This window comes from Rhodoplanes sp. Z2-YC6860, from assembly GCF_001579845.1.
Lineage (GTDB): Bacteria > Pseudomonadota > Alphaproteobacteria > Rhizobiales > Xanthobacteraceae > Z2-YC6860.
The window spans coordinates 7,518,875-7,532,663 of record NZ_CP007440.1 but is presented as its reverse complement, the minus strand read 5'-3'; the positions used below and the strand labels follow the sequence as shown (position 1 = coordinate 7,532,663).

At 63.8% G+C, this 13,789-nt stretch carries 12 protein-coding genes; 3 read left to right on the top strand and 9 right to left on the bottom strand.

The annotated features are described in order from the left end of the window. From phnC to RHPLAN_RS35005, 4 genes are all read right to left on the bottom strand, one after another. Entirely contained in the window at window positions 1-861 is an 861-nt protein-coding gene (gene phnC / locus RHPLAN_RS35020) for a phosphonate ABC transporter ATP-binding protein (RefSeq protein ID WP_068028707.1), read from the bottom strand. 24 nt (window positions 862-885) lie between these two features. Further along, a complete protein-coding gene (gene phnD / locus RHPLAN_RS35015) occupies window positions 886-1,803 on the bottom strand; it encodes a phosphate/phosphite/phosphonate ABC transporter substrate-binding protein (RefSeq protein WP_442971839.1) in 918 nt (305 codons plus the stop codon). A gap of 94 nt (window positions 1,804-1,897) precedes the next feature. Continuing rightward, a complete protein-coding gene (gene phnD, locus RHPLAN_RS35010) occupies window positions 1,898-2,869 on the bottom strand; it encodes a phosphate/phosphite/phosphonate ABC transporter substrate-binding protein (RefSeq protein WP_068028704.1) in 972 nt (323 codons plus the stop codon). A gap of 124 nt (window positions 2,870-2,993) precedes the next feature. After that, complete coding sequence (locus tag RHPLAN_RS35005) at window positions 2,994-3,494, bottom strand: hypothetical protein (protein ID WP_068028701.1); 501 nt, start codon at window positions 3,492-3,494, stop codon at window positions 2,994-2,996. 181 nt (window positions 3,495-3,675) lie between these two features. On the opposite strand from RHPLAN_RS35005, the gene RHPLAN_RS35000 reads away from it, so the two are divergent. From RHPLAN_RS35000 to RHPLAN_RS34990, 3 genes are all read left to right on the top strand, one after another. Then, entirely contained in the window at window positions 3,676-4,635 is a 960-nt protein-coding gene (locus tag RHPLAN_RS35000; RefSeq protein ID WP_084246194.1) for a Bug family tripartite tricarboxylate transporter substrate binding protein, read from the top strand. Between the two features lie 112 nt (window positions 4,636-4,747). Continuing rightward, the gene (locus RHPLAN_RS34995; RefSeq protein WP_068028695.1) at window positions 4,748-5,716 is read left to right on the top strand and encodes a Bug family tripartite tricarboxylate transporter substrate binding protein; all 969 of its coding nucleotides are present in this window, start codon (window positions 4,748-4,750) and stop codon (window positions 5,714-5,716) included. Between the two features lie 66 nt (window positions 5,717-5,782). Then, entirely contained in the window at window positions 5,783-6,856 is a 1,074-nt protein-coding gene (locus RHPLAN_RS34990) for an ABC transporter substrate-binding protein (RefSeq protein ID WP_068028692.1), read from the top strand. A 197-nt stretch (window positions 6,857-7,053) separates the two neighbouring features. Here the strand turns inward: RHPLAN_RS34990 and RHPLAN_RS34985 are convergent, their stop codons facing one another. The 5 genes from RHPLAN_RS34985 to RHPLAN_RS34965 form a co-directional block, all read right to left on the bottom strand. Next, a complete protein-coding gene (locus RHPLAN_RS34985; protein WP_084246190.1) occupies window positions 7,054-9,375 on the bottom strand; it encodes a xanthine dehydrogenase family protein molybdopterin-binding subunit in 2,322 nt (773 codons plus the stop codon). A gap of 181 nt (window positions 9,376-9,556) precedes the next feature. After that, a complete protein-coding gene (locus RHPLAN_RS34980) occupies window positions 9,557-10,402 on the bottom strand; it encodes an HD domain-containing protein (RefSeq protein ID WP_068028686.1) in 846 nt (281 codons plus the stop codon). Window positions 10,403-10,632: 230 nt separating this feature from the next. Further along, a complete protein-coding gene (locus RHPLAN_RS34975) occupies window positions 10,633-11,478 on the bottom strand; it encodes a metal-dependent phosphohydrolase (protein WP_068028683.1) in 846 nt (281 codons plus the stop codon). Window positions 11,479-11,567: 89 nt separating this feature from the next. After that, the gene (locus tag RHPLAN_RS34970; protein WP_068028680.1) at window positions 11,568-12,575 is read right to left on the bottom strand and encodes a Bug family tripartite tricarboxylate transporter substrate binding protein; all 1,008 of its coding nucleotides are present in this window, start codon (window positions 12,573-12,575) and stop codon (window positions 11,568-11,570) included. Between the two features lie 142 nt (window positions 12,576-12,717). Then, entirely contained in the window at window positions 12,718-13,725 is a 1,008-nt protein-coding gene (locus RHPLAN_RS34965; protein WP_198164628.1) for a Bug family tripartite tricarboxylate transporter substrate binding protein, read from the bottom strand. Window positions 13,726-13,789 lie beyond the last annotated feature (64 nt).

Sequence of the window (13,789 nt, the reverse complement as noted above, 5' to 3'; positions counted from 1 at the left end):
TCACGTCAGCCCGGCCATTCTGTCGCGATGCGGCAACGGTGCTTCGAGGGAAGCGGCCGCGCCGTCGGCGTCTGTTTCCTCTCCCTCCGATTCTTCGTCGACCTTGCGGATCGTCGCCGACCAATCCTCTTCGCCATATATTTTCGTCAGCACGTCGGCGGTGAGGCCTCCAGGCGGTCCATCGTAGACGATCTCGCCGAGTTGCAATCCCACGATCCGTTCGGCGAACATCTGTGCCAGCATCACGTCGTGGATGTTGATGATCGCCGACAGCTTGCGCTCTGCGCACAGCTCTTTGATCAGACGCATGATCTGCCGCGACGTCTTCGGATCGAGCGATGCTGTGGGCTCGTCGACCAGCAGCAGCTCCGGGTTCTGGATCAGCGCCCGGCAGATGCCGACGCGCTGGCGCTGGCCGCCCGACAGTTCGTCGGCGCGCTTGTCGGCCATATGGTCGAGGCCGACGCGAGCGAGCAGGCGGAAGGCCTCGTCGATGTCGGATTGCGGAAACTTGCGGAACCAGCTTTGCCAGAAGCCGACATACCCGAGCCGGCCGCTCAGCACGTTCTCCATGACGCTCAGCCGCTCGACCAGTGCGTATTCCTGGAAGATCATGCCCATGCGGCGCCGGGCGCGCCGCAGCTCACCGCTGCCAAGCCTGGTGAGCTCGGTGTCGTTGAGCGCGATCGTGCCGGCGGTCGGTTCGACCAGGCGGTTGATGCAGCGGATGACGGTCGATTTGCCCGCGCCGGATGGCCCGATCAGCGCCATCACCTGACCGTCGGGCACTTCGAGATCGATGCCTTTGAGCGCCAGATCGCCGGTCCGGTAGCGCTTCACCAGTCCCTTGATGCGAAGCATCGATCCCCCGGCAGCGGCGTCAACTCACTTGCAAGTGTACTTGACGCCGGTCGCCTCGTCGATCTTGCGGAGCACCGCCCAATCCTTCTTGTACTCGATCGGGATGAACTTGCCTTCTTTCTTGAACTCGGCCGCGAGCGCCGACCCATCCCACGGGAACTGGAAGAAGGCTTCCTTGATCTTCTCGACCAGCTTTGGATCGAGGTTGTGGGCATAGCCATAGCCCGTGGTCGGGAAGGTCTCCGACTTGTAGATCGAGCGGATCTTGGCCGGGTCGAACACCTTGCGTTCGATCATCCGGTTGAGCACAGAGTTGGCGACGGCAGCCGCCTCGTAATCCTTGTTGACGACGCCGAGGATCGAATTGTCGTGCTTGCCGGAAAACACTGGCTCGAAGTCGCGTTGTGCTTCGAGATGGAAATCCGCCTTGAGGATCGCCGAGGGGGCTTTGAAGCCCGAGTTGGACGTGGCGTCGGTAAAGGCGACCTTATGGCCCTTGAGATCGGCCGGCGTCTTGATCGGGCTGTCGGCCGGTACGATGATTTCCATCTCGTAGCCGAAGCTGTTGTCCTTCGCGGCCATCATCGCGAACGGCACCAGGCCTGCGCAGTTCACCGCGAGTGCATTGCCACCGGCATTGACGCCCGCGACGTGCAGGCGGCCCGAGCGCATCGCCTCGTACTGCGCGGCGTTCGATTGCACCGGGAAGAACACCACGCGCTTGCCGGTGACCTTCTCCATATTCTTGATGAAGCCGTCCCAGACCTTCTGATAAACGGCCGGGTCCTCGACCGGTGTGTATGAGAAGATCAACGCCGAAGGATCGACGACCTTCTTTGGATCGGTCGGCAGATCGGCGACCAGATCGCCGTTGCGATCGCAGTAGGCCTTGTCCAGCGTGCCGCGCGGACAGTCTTCCTGTGCGAGCGCCGCGCCCGACATGAACAGCACACCCGCGAGTGCGGCGATTGAGGTCAGCGATCCTTTCAGCGGCATTTTGGTCTTTCCCATTCGACGACAGCAGTTATTTGGGCAGTTACTTGCAGGTGTATTTCACGCCGGTCGCGGCATCGATCTTGCGGATGACGCTCCAGTCTTTTTGATAGGTGATCGGTACGAAACGGTCCTCGGTCTTGAACTCGGCCTTCAGCGCCGAGCCTTCCCACGGGAAGGTGAAGAACGCCTCCTTGATCTTTTCGACGAGCTTCGGATCGAGGTTGTGCGCATAGCCGTAGCTCGTGGTCGGGAAGGTCTCGGACTTGTAGATCGTCCGGATCTTCGCCTTGTCGACCACCTTGCGCTCGAACATGCGGAACATCACCTCGTTGGCGATCGCCGCCGCGTCGTAGTCCTTGTTGGCGACGCCGAGCACCGAGTTGTCGTGCTTGCCGGAGAACACCGGCGTGAAGTCGCGCTCGGCTTTGAGGTTGAACTCCGATTCGAGAATGGCTGACGGCGCCTTGAAGCCCGAGTTCGATGTCGGCGCAGTGAACGCCACCTTCTTGCCCTTCAGATCGGCCGGCGTTTTGATCGGGCTGTCGGCCGGCACGATGATTTCCATCTCGTAGCCGAAGGTGCCGCCTTGCGTGCCCATGATGGCGAACGGGACATAGCCGGCGCAGTTGACGGCGATCGGCGTTGGCCCGGTGCTGACGCCCGCGATATGCAAGCGGCCCGAGCGCATGGCTTCGATCTCAGCGGCGTTGGATTGGACCGGGAAGAAGACGACCCGTTTTCCCGTCACCTTTTCGGCGTGTCGCAGGAAGCCGTCCCATACCTTGGTGTACAGAGCCGGGTCCTCGACCGGCGTATAGGCAAAGATCAGCGTCGACGGATTGACCAGTTGCTTGGGATCGGTCGGCGCGTCGGCGACCAGATCGCCATTGCGGTCGCAGTAGGCCTTGTCGAGTTCGCCGCGCGGGCAATCGGCCTGCGCCAGGGCGGCTCCGGTGCCGATGACTGTCAGCGCAGCAACGCAGCCGGCCAGTTGCTTGATCGAACGCAGCATGTCGCTCTCCTCCGGGCGGTCGCCCGGACGCGCTTTTGGATTACGGCGCTTGGGCGACAGTTGTGCGACAGCATGCGTTGCGGGGGTGGCCCGCCGCAAGCGGATCGAAAGTCGAAGGCGGTCCTTAAGCGGTCGCCGGTTGGCCGGTTACCGGGTGAAAACGCCGCAGTGCGGCGATGCCGACGATGATGAACACCACCATGACCACGGTTTGGGCAATCAGGAATGGCGGCTCGGACCCATTCGGCGCCAGCGCATGCAGTGCCGTGACCTTCTGGAAAAGCTGCGCGATCAGCACGAACACGTTGAGCCATTGCGCCACCAGCGCGGTCACCACATAGGCCGGACGCCAGCCGCCGCTCATGCCGAAGGCATAGCGCGCCACGATCGCGATCAGCAGCACCACCAGCGAGATGATGCCGACGATGTGCGATGGCAGAAGCTTCGCGAACGGGAAGCCGAAGCCGGTGAGGCTCGTCAGCGCGGTCGTGGCCAGGAACACCGCGGTCCAGTCGTCGAGCCGCTGCGATGCCAGCAGGCCCTTCATCACGACGAAGCCGGTGACGATGCCAACCAGGCTGATGATCACGTGCACCCAGGTAAACGTCGAGAAATCAAGGTTCATGGTCCGCGCCCTCCGCAATGCGGAACAATTTAGCACGATCCGGTTCCCGCCGCTGGCCGGCTAATCACAGCGTCGTTGGGGGCATGCGCAGGCTGCATGCTCCCTTTGTGTTGAATTATTCCTCTCAAGTCCGCATGCTTGGCGCGCCGGAAAACGAGACGCCGAAAGGGCCCCGACAGCCATGCGCGGACGACTGGCAGCTGCTGCAATTGCAATCGCTTTGGCCGTTCCCGCCAAAGCGGCCGATGAATATCCAACCCGGCCGGTGCGGGTCATCGTGCCGTTCGAGCCGGGCGGTATCAACGAAACCGGCGCCCGCATCGTCACCACGCAGTTGAGCGAGCGGCTGGGCAAGCAGTTCATCATCGAATTCAAGTCTGGCGCCGGCGGCATGGTGGGCACGGAATACGCCACGCACCTTCCTGCCGACGGCTACAACATCGCGGTGATTTCGGTCGCCAACGCGGTGCATCCGGCGCTCTACAATCTCACCTACGACCTGCGCAAAGCCTTCGAGCCGGTGGCGCTGCTTCTGACCAGCCCCAACACGCTGGCGGTGCATCCGTCGTTCCCGGCCAACACGGTCAGCGAATTCATTGCACTCGCCAAGTCGAAGCCGGGCGACATCCAATACGCCTCCGCGGGCGTCGGCGGCTCGCTGCATCTCGGCATGGAGCTGTTCCGGATGCAGGCCGGCATCGAGCTCTTGCACATCCCGTTCCGCGGTGCGGGTCCGGCCGCGATCGACGTGGTGGCCGGCAACACCAAGGCGGTGATGAGCTCGACCTCGACGCTGTCGCCGCACATCCGCAACGGCAAGCTGAAGGGCATCGCGGTCAGCGCCAAGGCGCGGCTGCCGTCGGAGCCCAACGTGCAAACCTTCATCGAGGCCGGCTTCCCGCAATACGAGGCCACCAACTGGATCGGTTTTGTTGTGCCGACCGGAACCCCGAAATTCATCGTCGAGAAGTTGCAGAAGGAGGTCTCGGAAGTCCTGGAGCTGCCCGACGTGCAGAAGCAGCTCGAAAACCGCGGGGCCATCGCCGAGAAGCTCACCGGGGCCGAGTTCGGCGCGTTCATCGACAGCGAAATCGCCAAATGGGGCAAGGTGGTCAAGGACGCCAACGTCAAACCCGAATAACGGCCGACCCGCTGCCCTGCGTCATGCTGTGTATTGAGCGGCCGTCCGCTTTCGCGCTATCTGCGCATCGAGCGCAAAAGCGCCAAGAAAGTGCCAAGCGGAGGGAGCGGGCATGTCGCGGGTGTTCATCAGATCGTTGGCGGCTGCCTGCCTGGGTCTCGTCTTCGCCGCATCCGCCAAGGCGGATGACTATCCGAGCAGACCGGTGCGGGTCATCGTGCCGTTCGCGCCGGGCGGCATCAACGATATCCTCGCGCGCACCGTCAGCGCCCAGCTCAGCGAACGGCTCGGCAAGCAGTTCGTCGTCGAGAACAAGACCGGTGCCGGCGGAATCGTCGGCTCGGAACTGGTGGCGAAGTCGGCGCCCGACGGCCACACGCTGCTGATCGTCTCGATCGCGCATGCCGTCAATCCGGCGCTCTACAAGCTGCCTTATGACTCGCTGAACGCCTTTGCGCCGATCGCGATCTTTGCGTCGAGCCCGAATGCGCTGGCGATCCATCCGGATGTGCCGGCGAAAACCCTCAAGGAATTCGTCGCGCTGGCCAAGTCGAAGCCGGGCGACATCCAGTACGGCTCCGGCGGCGTCGGCGGCTCACCCCATTTGGGCATGGAGTTGTTCAAGCTGGTGGCGGGCGTCGATCTCACGCACGTTCCGTTCCGCGGCGCCGGGCCCGCGATCATCGACGTGAGCGGCGGGCACACCAAGGCGATCATGGCGACCGTGACGACGCTGGCGCCGCATGTGAGGAACGGCAAGCTCCGCGCGCTCGCCGTCAGTGGCAAGACGCGAAGCCGCGTTTTGCCGGATGTGCCGACCATGGATGAAGGCGGCGTGCCGGGCTATGAGGCCGGCAACTGGATCGGACTTGCGGCGCCGGCCGGCACGCCGCCAGCGATCGTTGCGCGCCTGAACAAGGAGATCGCCGAAATCCAGGACAGCGCCGATTTCAGGCAGAAGGCGGACGCCGACGGCGCCGACATCGTGAAATACACGCCGGCCGAGTTCGCAGACTTCATGGAGCGCGAGCTCGAAAAATGGAGCCGTGTCGTCAAGGAAGCCCACATCAAGGCCGAGTAATGCGATGCCGTCGATGTGATGCGCGGCCATCGAACCAATTCGGCCGAACGGCGTTGTGAGCTGCGAATGCAGCGGCGCGAGCTCATGGTGCTCCTTGGCAATGCGGCAGTCATGCCGCTGCTCGCACCGTTGACGGCGTTCGGCCAGGAAGCCAACGACCAGACTCCCGACCAAATGCCTGCGCCACCAACGGAATTGCCTTCGCCGGAGGTGCCGCTGCCGCCCGAGCGCGTGCGCCGGCTGGGCGTGTTGACGTCAGGCGACCGCCACGACCGCGACGCGTTGGCCCGGCTTGATGCACTGCAAGACGGGCTTGCGGCGAAGGGCTGGACTCACGGCCGGAATCTGCAGATCGAGGCGCGGCTGTCTGCCGCAGGCGATGACCGCGGCATGACGCAAACCGCCAAAGACTTGGCTGGCCAGTCACCGGACATCCTGGTCGCGGTGGATCGCGTATCGGCCGAGGCGCTCGCGGCCGCGGCAGGCAATATTCCGGTGGTGTTCGTCAACGTGGTTGACCCGGCCGGCGTGGGGCTCGTCAAATCGCTGGAGCAGCCGGGCGGTAACATCACCGGCGTCGGCCGATCCGAATATGGCGCGAGCATTTCCTGGCCCGAGATGCTCAAACTGATTGCGCCGAATGTGATGCGTGTCGCGATCATCCGCGATCCGGACGCCACCACCGATCACGGACAGATCGCGGCGATTTCGGATGTGGCGCCGGCGCTGGGGATCGAAGCCTTCGCGCTCGACGCCGACAGCCTGCGTGACCTGGAGCGTGCGATCACAGGCTTTTCGCGCACGCCGAACGGCGGCCTGATCGTCACCATTCCGGAATCGTCGTCTCGCGATCGCAGCACGATCGTGCGGCTTGCGGCACGCTTCAAGCTGCCGGCGATCTATGCCGACCGCCAATTCGTGACCTCCGGCGGGCTGATGTCCTACGGTCCCGACCAGAAGGCGGAGTATCGTCTCGCGGCCGACTATGTCGACCGCATCCTCAAGGGCGACAAGCCGGCCGACCTGCCGGTACAGACCGCGTCCGGTTATCAGCTTGTCATCAACCGGAAGACCGCCAGGGCCCTAGGCCTCAACATTTCGCCCACGCTCAGCGCCCGCGCCAGCGAGTTGATCAGCTGATTTCCATGCTAGAGTGGCGGCTGGATTCTCCCCATCAGAGGGAGGGCCAGCAAGGGAGGGCGATATGATGCTGAGCGGAATTTCCGTTCTTGGGGTCTCGATCGGGATCCTGTTTGCGATCTGGGTCTTGGTGCTGTTCGGCTCTCGCTACTTCGGATCAGCCGACCACTGAAGCACTGGGGCAATCTCTGCCGCGGTCACTTGCCGTTCAGGATCATCGACATGATGGTCATTGGCGGCAGTGGGACTTGGCCGATCCGCACCCCGAATGGTGAGAGCGCGTCCTCGACCGCGGAGATCAAAGCCGCGGCGCATGGGATCGTGCCGGCCTCGCCGACACCCTTCACGCCGAGCGGATTGAGCGGAGATCGCGTCTCCTTGTAGAGCGTGTCGAGCATCGGGACTTCGGTCGAGGTCGGCAGCATATAGTCGGCGAAGTTGGTGGTCACGGGCTGGCCGGCCTCGTCGTAGCCCATCCATTCGTAGAGCGCGTTGCCGATGCCGTGCACCACGCCGCCGTGGATCTGGCCTTCGACCATCATCGGATTGATCAGGATGCCGGAGTCCTGCATCGCGACGTAGCGCACGATGCGCACCTCGCCGGTCTCGGCGTCGACCTCGACCTCGCAGGCGTGGCAGCCGTTGGCATAAGCGAGCGCGTCGGTGCGCCAGTTGGCATTGGCCTCGAGCCCCGGGTCGACGCCGGCCGGAAAGCCGTAGCCCGGCGCGCCGGCCAGGATGCGCGCAATTTCGGAAAGCTTGACGTTGAGCTGCGGCGCGCCCGCGACGCGGACCTCGCCGTCCTTCAATTCGAGATCGTTCTCGTCGGCCTCGAGCACATGCGAGGCGACCTTCTTGGCCTTTTCCGCCACCGCCTTCGCTGCAAGATGCACCGACGAACCCGCAGTGACGGTCTGACGGCTGGCAAAGCCGCCGAGACCGAGCGATACGCCGCCGGTGTCTCCCGCAACGACCTTGACCCGCGAGACATCGACGCCGAGCTGGGCCGCGGCGACCTGCGCCAGCGCAGTGCCGAGGCCTTGCCCCATCGCAGAAGCGCCGGTGAACACCGTGATCTTGCCGGTGCGCGAGACGCGCACCAGGCCTGACTCGAACGGGCCGCGGCCCGAGCCCTTCACGCCATGGGCGAGGCCCTGGCCGAGATAGCGGCCTTTGGCGCGCATCTCGCTCTGGCGCTTCTTGAAATCGTCCCAGCCGATCGCCTTCAGCGTCTCGGATTGGCAGGCCGGATAGTCGCCGCTGTCGTACTCCATCGCCGCGCCGGAGCGCGCCTTGAGCGCCTTGCGATACGGCATCTTGCTGGCGGGGATGAGATTGCGCCGCCGCACCTCGGCGCGGTCGAGCTTCATCTCCCGGGCGACGAGATCGAGCAGCCGCTCCATCGCGAACGCGGCCTGCGGATAGCCCGCGCCGCGCACCGACGAGACGGGCGTTTTGTTGGTCATCGCGATGGTGACGTCGATCGACAGGCCCGGAATGATGTAGGGCCCGCTCATGGTCGAGGTCGAGTTGTAGGGGATGTTAGGGTCCTGCAGCGTGTAGGCGCCGGTGTCGTGCAGGAGCTTGCCGCGGATGCCGAGAACCTTCGCATCGGCATCGACCGCGATCTCGAGCTGCCAATACTGGTCGCGCTCGTGCACCGCGTTGGTGAAGTATTCGCGGCGATCCTCGGCCCATTTGATCGAATGGCCGAAGAGTTTGGCCGCGGCCACCACCGCGACATCCTCGGAATAGACGCAGAGCTTGGCGCCAAACCCGCCGCCGATGTCGGGCGCGACCACGCGCAGGCCCTGGTCGAAATCCATCAGCAAGGTCAGCGACTGGTTGAGGTCGTGCGCCTTCTGGGTCGAGGCGTGCACCGTGATGCCGCCGTCGGCGCTGCGGACCTCCGCGACGATGCCGCGCGTTTCGATGGAGTGCGCGCCGCCGCGGTGCTGCCACAGCTCCTGCTTGAACACATGGGCCGCTTTGGCAAAGCCTGCGTCGGCGTCGCCGAACGACACCTTGTAGGTCGTGATGACGTTGCTGTTGAGTTCGCGGCGGACCGGTGCGGATTCCTTTGCGGTGCGCACGTCTGCCGCAACGGGCAGGGGCTCATAGTCCACCATCACCAGAGCCGCAGCATCCTCGGCGAGGTAACGGGCATCGGCGATGACGAGAGCCACCGGCTCGCCGACATAGCTCACCTCGCCCGGCGCGAGCGCGTAGGCCCAGCACTTGTCGAGCGGCATGCCCGAGTTGGAATGCCGCACCATGCGCCGGCTGACCATCACCTCGGACAGGTCGTCGAGCGTGAGCACGGCGTGGACGCCCGGCATCGCCAATGCGGCGTCCTTGTCGATACTCTTGATCAGGGCGTGCGGATGCGGGCTGCGCACAAAGGCGGCATGCCAGACGCCGGGCAACTTGATGTCGTCGACGAAGCGGCCTTTGCCGCGCAGCAACGGCTCGTCTTCGAGGCGGACGATGCGGGAGCCGATAGTGGACGTCTGGGACAAGTCTCTGGCCTTTCAACAGTCGTGCCCGCGTTGCGGTCAGGTGGACCGCGCCGCTGCGCGCCCACCTCGCGGGTACCCACGTCTTCAAGGCCATTAAGCAAAAGGCGGCAGGCTGGGACAAGCCCGGCCAACGCATGGAGGCAATTGCACAATCCGTGTTCCGGCCGCCGGAATGGACTCGCTACTTCTGCGGCCCGCACAGCGAAATGTCGCGTTCGGCGCGGAATACGTTGGAGTAGAGATTGGCGACCCATTGCCGGCCGCTGGCGGTCACGTGCAGATACTTGATCGCGGTCTGCACATAGGGCGCGATGCAGTTCCAGTAGAACTGCGGATACTTGTTGACCAGATCGGCCGGCGATTCATAGCCGAGCTGACGGTTCAGCCCGCCTTCCTCGAACTCATAGTAGAGCGCATTGGCTTTGCGGATGTAGTGCGGATCGCCGAGCTGGCCGATCAGGTCGGCGGCGCGGAGCATCGCCGCCTCCTCGTCGATCTCCTCGACCTCGGCCGGCATCTTGCTCGGGAAACGCGAGCCTTCGACCGCCCGGGCAATGCGATGTGCATCGAGCAGGTCGATGCCCTGGATGCGTTCCATGATGAACAGCTTGGAGCGGTCGACGTGGTGCGGCAACAGCGCCGCATCGGAGGAGCCGCGCGGCGGCTTCACCTTGTGGCCGGCGGAGTTGATGACATAGCCGTCCTGGTCGTCGCCAGGGAGAATGCCGCGCACATAGCCGATGTCATGGGTGAGGCAGGCAATGATCAGGTGCGCGTAGTCGGCCGGCGGCATGTGGGTGTGCAACGCGCGGCCGCGCAAGATGTCATGGCCGGCGAGTGTCACCAGCATGGTGTGTTCGACATTGTGATAGAGCGCGTCGCTGTTGCCGATGCATTCCAGCGCGATGCGCGCGATCGACGGCACGAGTTCGACCAGCCGTCCCTCCGAGGAGCCGAACCGGCGCTCCATGTAGGCGGCAATGAAGCCGCCGAGCGCGTCGGCGGCAAGCTCCGGAACGGTGATCACGGCACGCTCCCCAGATTCGAGCCGACCGAGCTCGAGTTGACCCCGATGGGCAGCGTTTCATGGGTTTATCGCGGTTCCATGACAGTCCGGCCTATTCACGCAGGCAATGGATTTGTTCGCGGGCGCGGCCACAGGTCCCCTCTCCCGCAAGCGGGAGAGGGAGCAAAATCGCAACAGCGAGTTATAGGCTATCACTCTGCGATTCACGGGGCGTCATGCGACACGGTGGGTTACTTCTGCGGCCCGGTGAGGACGATTTCGCGCTCGGCGCGGAACACATTGGAATAGAGGTTGGCGATCCACTGGCGTCCGGCGGCGGTGACGTGGAGATATTTGATGGCGGTCTGCACGTAGGGTGCGACGCTGTTCCAATAGAACTGCGGATACTTGTCGACGAGGTCGGCCGGCGACTCATAGCCGAGCTGGCTGTTGAGGCCGACCTCCTCGAATTCGAAATAGAGCGCATTGGACTTGCGGATGTAATTGGGGTCTCCGAGCTGGCCGATCAGGTCGGCGGCGCGGAGCAGCCCCGCTTCCTCGTCGATGTCCTCGACTTCGGCGGGCATGGCGGTCGGAAAGCGCGTGCCCTCGACCGCCCTGGCAATGCGCGTGGCATCGAGCAGTCTGCTGCCTTCGACGCGCTCCGTGATGTACAACTTGGAGCGGTCGACATGATGCGGCATCAGCGCTGCGTCGGAAGCGCCGCGGGGCAGTTTGATCTTCTTGCCGGCGGTATCGATCACATAGCCGTTTTCGTCGTCGCCCGGCAGGATCCCGCGCACATAGCCGATGTCGTGCGTGAGGCAGGCGATAATGAAGTGCGCGTAGTCGGCCACCAGCAAGCGGCTGTGGAGCGCGCGTCCGCGCATGATCTCATGACCGGCGAGCGTCACCAGCATGGTGTGCTCAACGTTGTGATAGAGCGCGTCGCTGTTGCCGATGCATTCCAGCGCGACACGGGCCACGGAAGGCACCAGGCCGACCAGCCCCTCTTTGGAGGAGCCAAACCGCCGCTCCATGAAGTCGGTGAGGAAGTTGCCCAGTGCGTCGGCGGCGAGTTCTGGGACAGTAATCATCACGCTCTCCCCGTTCGGGCTGGCCCGATCGAAACGCGCGTGATGATTCTATCCCGCCCCGATGGCAGGTTCCACCCGGCTGGGTTGTCCTATTTCGTAACCGCCTCGCCAGCCTTTTTCAGCACGTCTTTCGGCAAAGCATAGATCTCGGCCAGCAGGTCCTCGATCGCCTTGCCACTGACCGGATTGACGTCGATATCGAGCTTCTTGGCGTCCTCGAGGTATTCCGGATCTTTCATGGTGGCGTCGAAGGCTGCCACCAAAGCGGCCTTGCGGTCGGCCGGGATGCCGGGGGGCGCCGCGAACGGCCGGGCCATCTGCTGGGCGCCCACGAAGATCTTCAGGATCTGGAGTTTCTCCTTGTCCTGCGTCTGTTCCAACATCAGCGGCACGTCACCGATCTCGGGCACCCTCTTGAACGAGGTCTGCGAAATGAGATTGATCTTCTTCTCCTTGAGCCATTTCGCGTGACGGGTCTTGACCGTGCTCCAGGAGATGCCGCACAGGCCGTCGACCTCGCCGCGCTCCATCGCCAGCGTGATCTCGTTGGTGCCGGGATAGCCGGGGACGAGCTTGATCGGCACGTTGAGCACGTTCTTGTAGAGGCGCGCGAAGATGTCCGGCTCCGAGCTCGGCCCCTGGCCGCCCAGGTTGCTGGGCTTCTTCATGAAGTCGTCAAACGTCTTGATGCCGGTGGTGTACCAGGTGATGCAGAGGCTCACGTCGTCGGTGACGCTGCCGATCCAGGAGAACTTGGTGCCGTCGAATGTTGCGCCGCTGTCGAGCAGCGGATTGATGCCGGTGGTGCGGGCGAAGGTGCCGAACGCCGTGCCGTCCTTCGGCGCCGCCGTATAGATGAAGTTCGCGGCGCGCAGCGAGCCCGCGCCCGCCATGTTCTGCGGCACGATGGTCGGATTGCCGGGGATATGCTTGCCCATGTGGCGGGCGAGATGGCGGGCGTAGAGGTCGTAGCCACCGCCGACCGAGAAGCCGATCGCAAGGTTGATGGTCTTGCCCTTGTAGAATTCCTCGACGCTCTGGGCCTGAGCCGAGCCGGCGAGCACTGACAGCGCCGCCAAGGCAACGACAAAACGCATCTGCACATCCTCCCGATAAGGCCGGTTTCTGCTTGTTGCGGAAACCTTATGCACTTCCGGAAGAGATTGTCGATTGTAGCGTTGCCGCGCCCGACGCGCGGCGAACCAGGATCACCGATTGCACGGATCGGTGGCGGAACGACTATTTCGTCACAGCCTCGCCGGCCTTCTTGAGCACGTCTTTGGGTGTCGCGTAGACCTCGGTCAGCAGGTCCGAGATGGTTTTGCCGCTCACCGGATTGACGTCGAGTTCGAGCTTCTTGGCGTCGGCGAGATACTCCGGATCCTGCATGGTGGCATCGAAGGCCGCCACCAGCGCGGCCTTGCGGTCGGCCGGGATGCCAGGAGGCGCGGCGAACGGCCGGGCCATTTCCTGGGCCGCCAGGAACAGCTTGAGAATCTGCTGCTTCTCCTTGTCCTGCGTCTGCTCGATCACCAGCGGCACATCGCCGATCTCGGGGATTTTCTTGAAAGATGCCTGGGAAATCAGATTGATTTTCTTGTCATTCAGCCATTTCGCGTTGCGGGTCTTGAGCGTGCTCCAGGAGACGCCGCACAGGCCGTCGACCTCGCCGCGCTCCATCGCCAGCATGATCTCGTTGGTGCCCGGATAGCCCGACACGAGCTTGATCGGCGCGTTGAACACATTCTTGTAGAGCCGCGCGAAAACGTCCGGCTCCGAGCTCGGTCCTTCGCCGCCGAGCGCGGTGGGCTTGGTGATGAAGTCCTGCCAGGTCTTCACGCCGGTCGCGTGCCATGTGACGCAAAGGCTCACATCGTCGGTGACGCTGCCGAGCCAGGAGAACTTGGTGCTGTCGAAGGTCGCGCCGTTCTCCAGGAGCGGGTTGATGCCCGTGGTGCGGGCGAAGATGCCGAACGCGGTGCCGTCTTTCGGCGCCGCCGTGTAGATGAAGTTTGCCGCGCGCAGCGATCCCGCGCCGGGCATGTTCTGCGGCACAATGTTCGGATTGCCGGGGATATGCTTGCCCATGTAACGGGCGAGCTGGCGCGCATAGAGGTCGTAGCCGCCGCCGGCCGAGAAGCCGATCGCGAGATTGATATTTTTGCCTTTGTAGAATTCCTCGACGCTCTGGGCCTGAGCGGAACCGGCGAGCAACGACAGCCCGGCCACGGCAACGACGAAACGCATTGATGACATCCTTTTTGATTTCTGTCCGGCCGCCGCCCTTGCAAGAAGCTTACCGCTTGTACCA

What these genes read in the sequence shown, in the direction of transcription:
- phnC (WP_068028707.1), bottom strand. Translation starts at nt 861, where the DNA reads ATGCTTCGCATCAAGGGACTGGTGAAGCGCTACCGGACCGGCGATCTG.
- phnD (WP_442971839.1), bottom strand. Translation starts at nt 1,803, where the DNA reads ATGTCGGGCGCGGCGCTCGCACAGGAAGACTGTCCGCGCGGCACGCTG.
- phnD (WP_068028704.1), bottom strand. Translation starts at nt 2,869, where the DNA reads ATGCTGCGTTCGATCAAGCAACTGGCCGGCTGCGTTGCTGCGCTGACA.
- RHPLAN_RS35005 (WP_068028701.1), bottom strand. Translation starts at nt 3,494, where the DNA reads ATGAACCTTGATTTCTCGACGTTTACCTGGGTGCACGTGATCATCAGC.
- RHPLAN_RS35000 (WP_084246194.1), top strand. Translation starts at nt 3,676, where the DNA reads ATGCGCGGACGACTGGCAGCTGCTGCAATTGCAATCGCTTTGGCCGTT.
- RHPLAN_RS34995 (WP_068028695.1), top strand. Translation starts at nt 4,748, where the DNA reads ATGTCGCGGGTGTTCATCAGATCGTTGGCGGCTGCCTGCCTGGGTCTC.
- RHPLAN_RS34990 (WP_068028692.1), top strand. Translation starts at nt 5,783, where the DNA reads ATGCAGCGGCGCGAGCTCATGGTGCTCCTTGGCAATGCGGCAGTCATG.
- RHPLAN_RS34975 (WP_068028683.1), bottom strand. Translation starts at nt 11,478, where the DNA reads ATGATTACTGTCCCAGAACTCGCCGCCGACGCACTGGGCAACTTCCTC.
- RHPLAN_RS34970 (WP_068028680.1), bottom strand. Translation starts at nt 12,575, where the DNA reads ATGCGTTTTGTCGTTGCCTTGGCGGCGCTGTCAGTGCTCGCCGGCTCG.
- RHPLAN_RS34965 (WP_198164628.1), bottom strand. Translation starts at nt 13,725, where the DNA reads ATGCGTTTCGTCGTTGCCGTGGCCGGGCTGTCGTTGCTCGCCGGTTCC.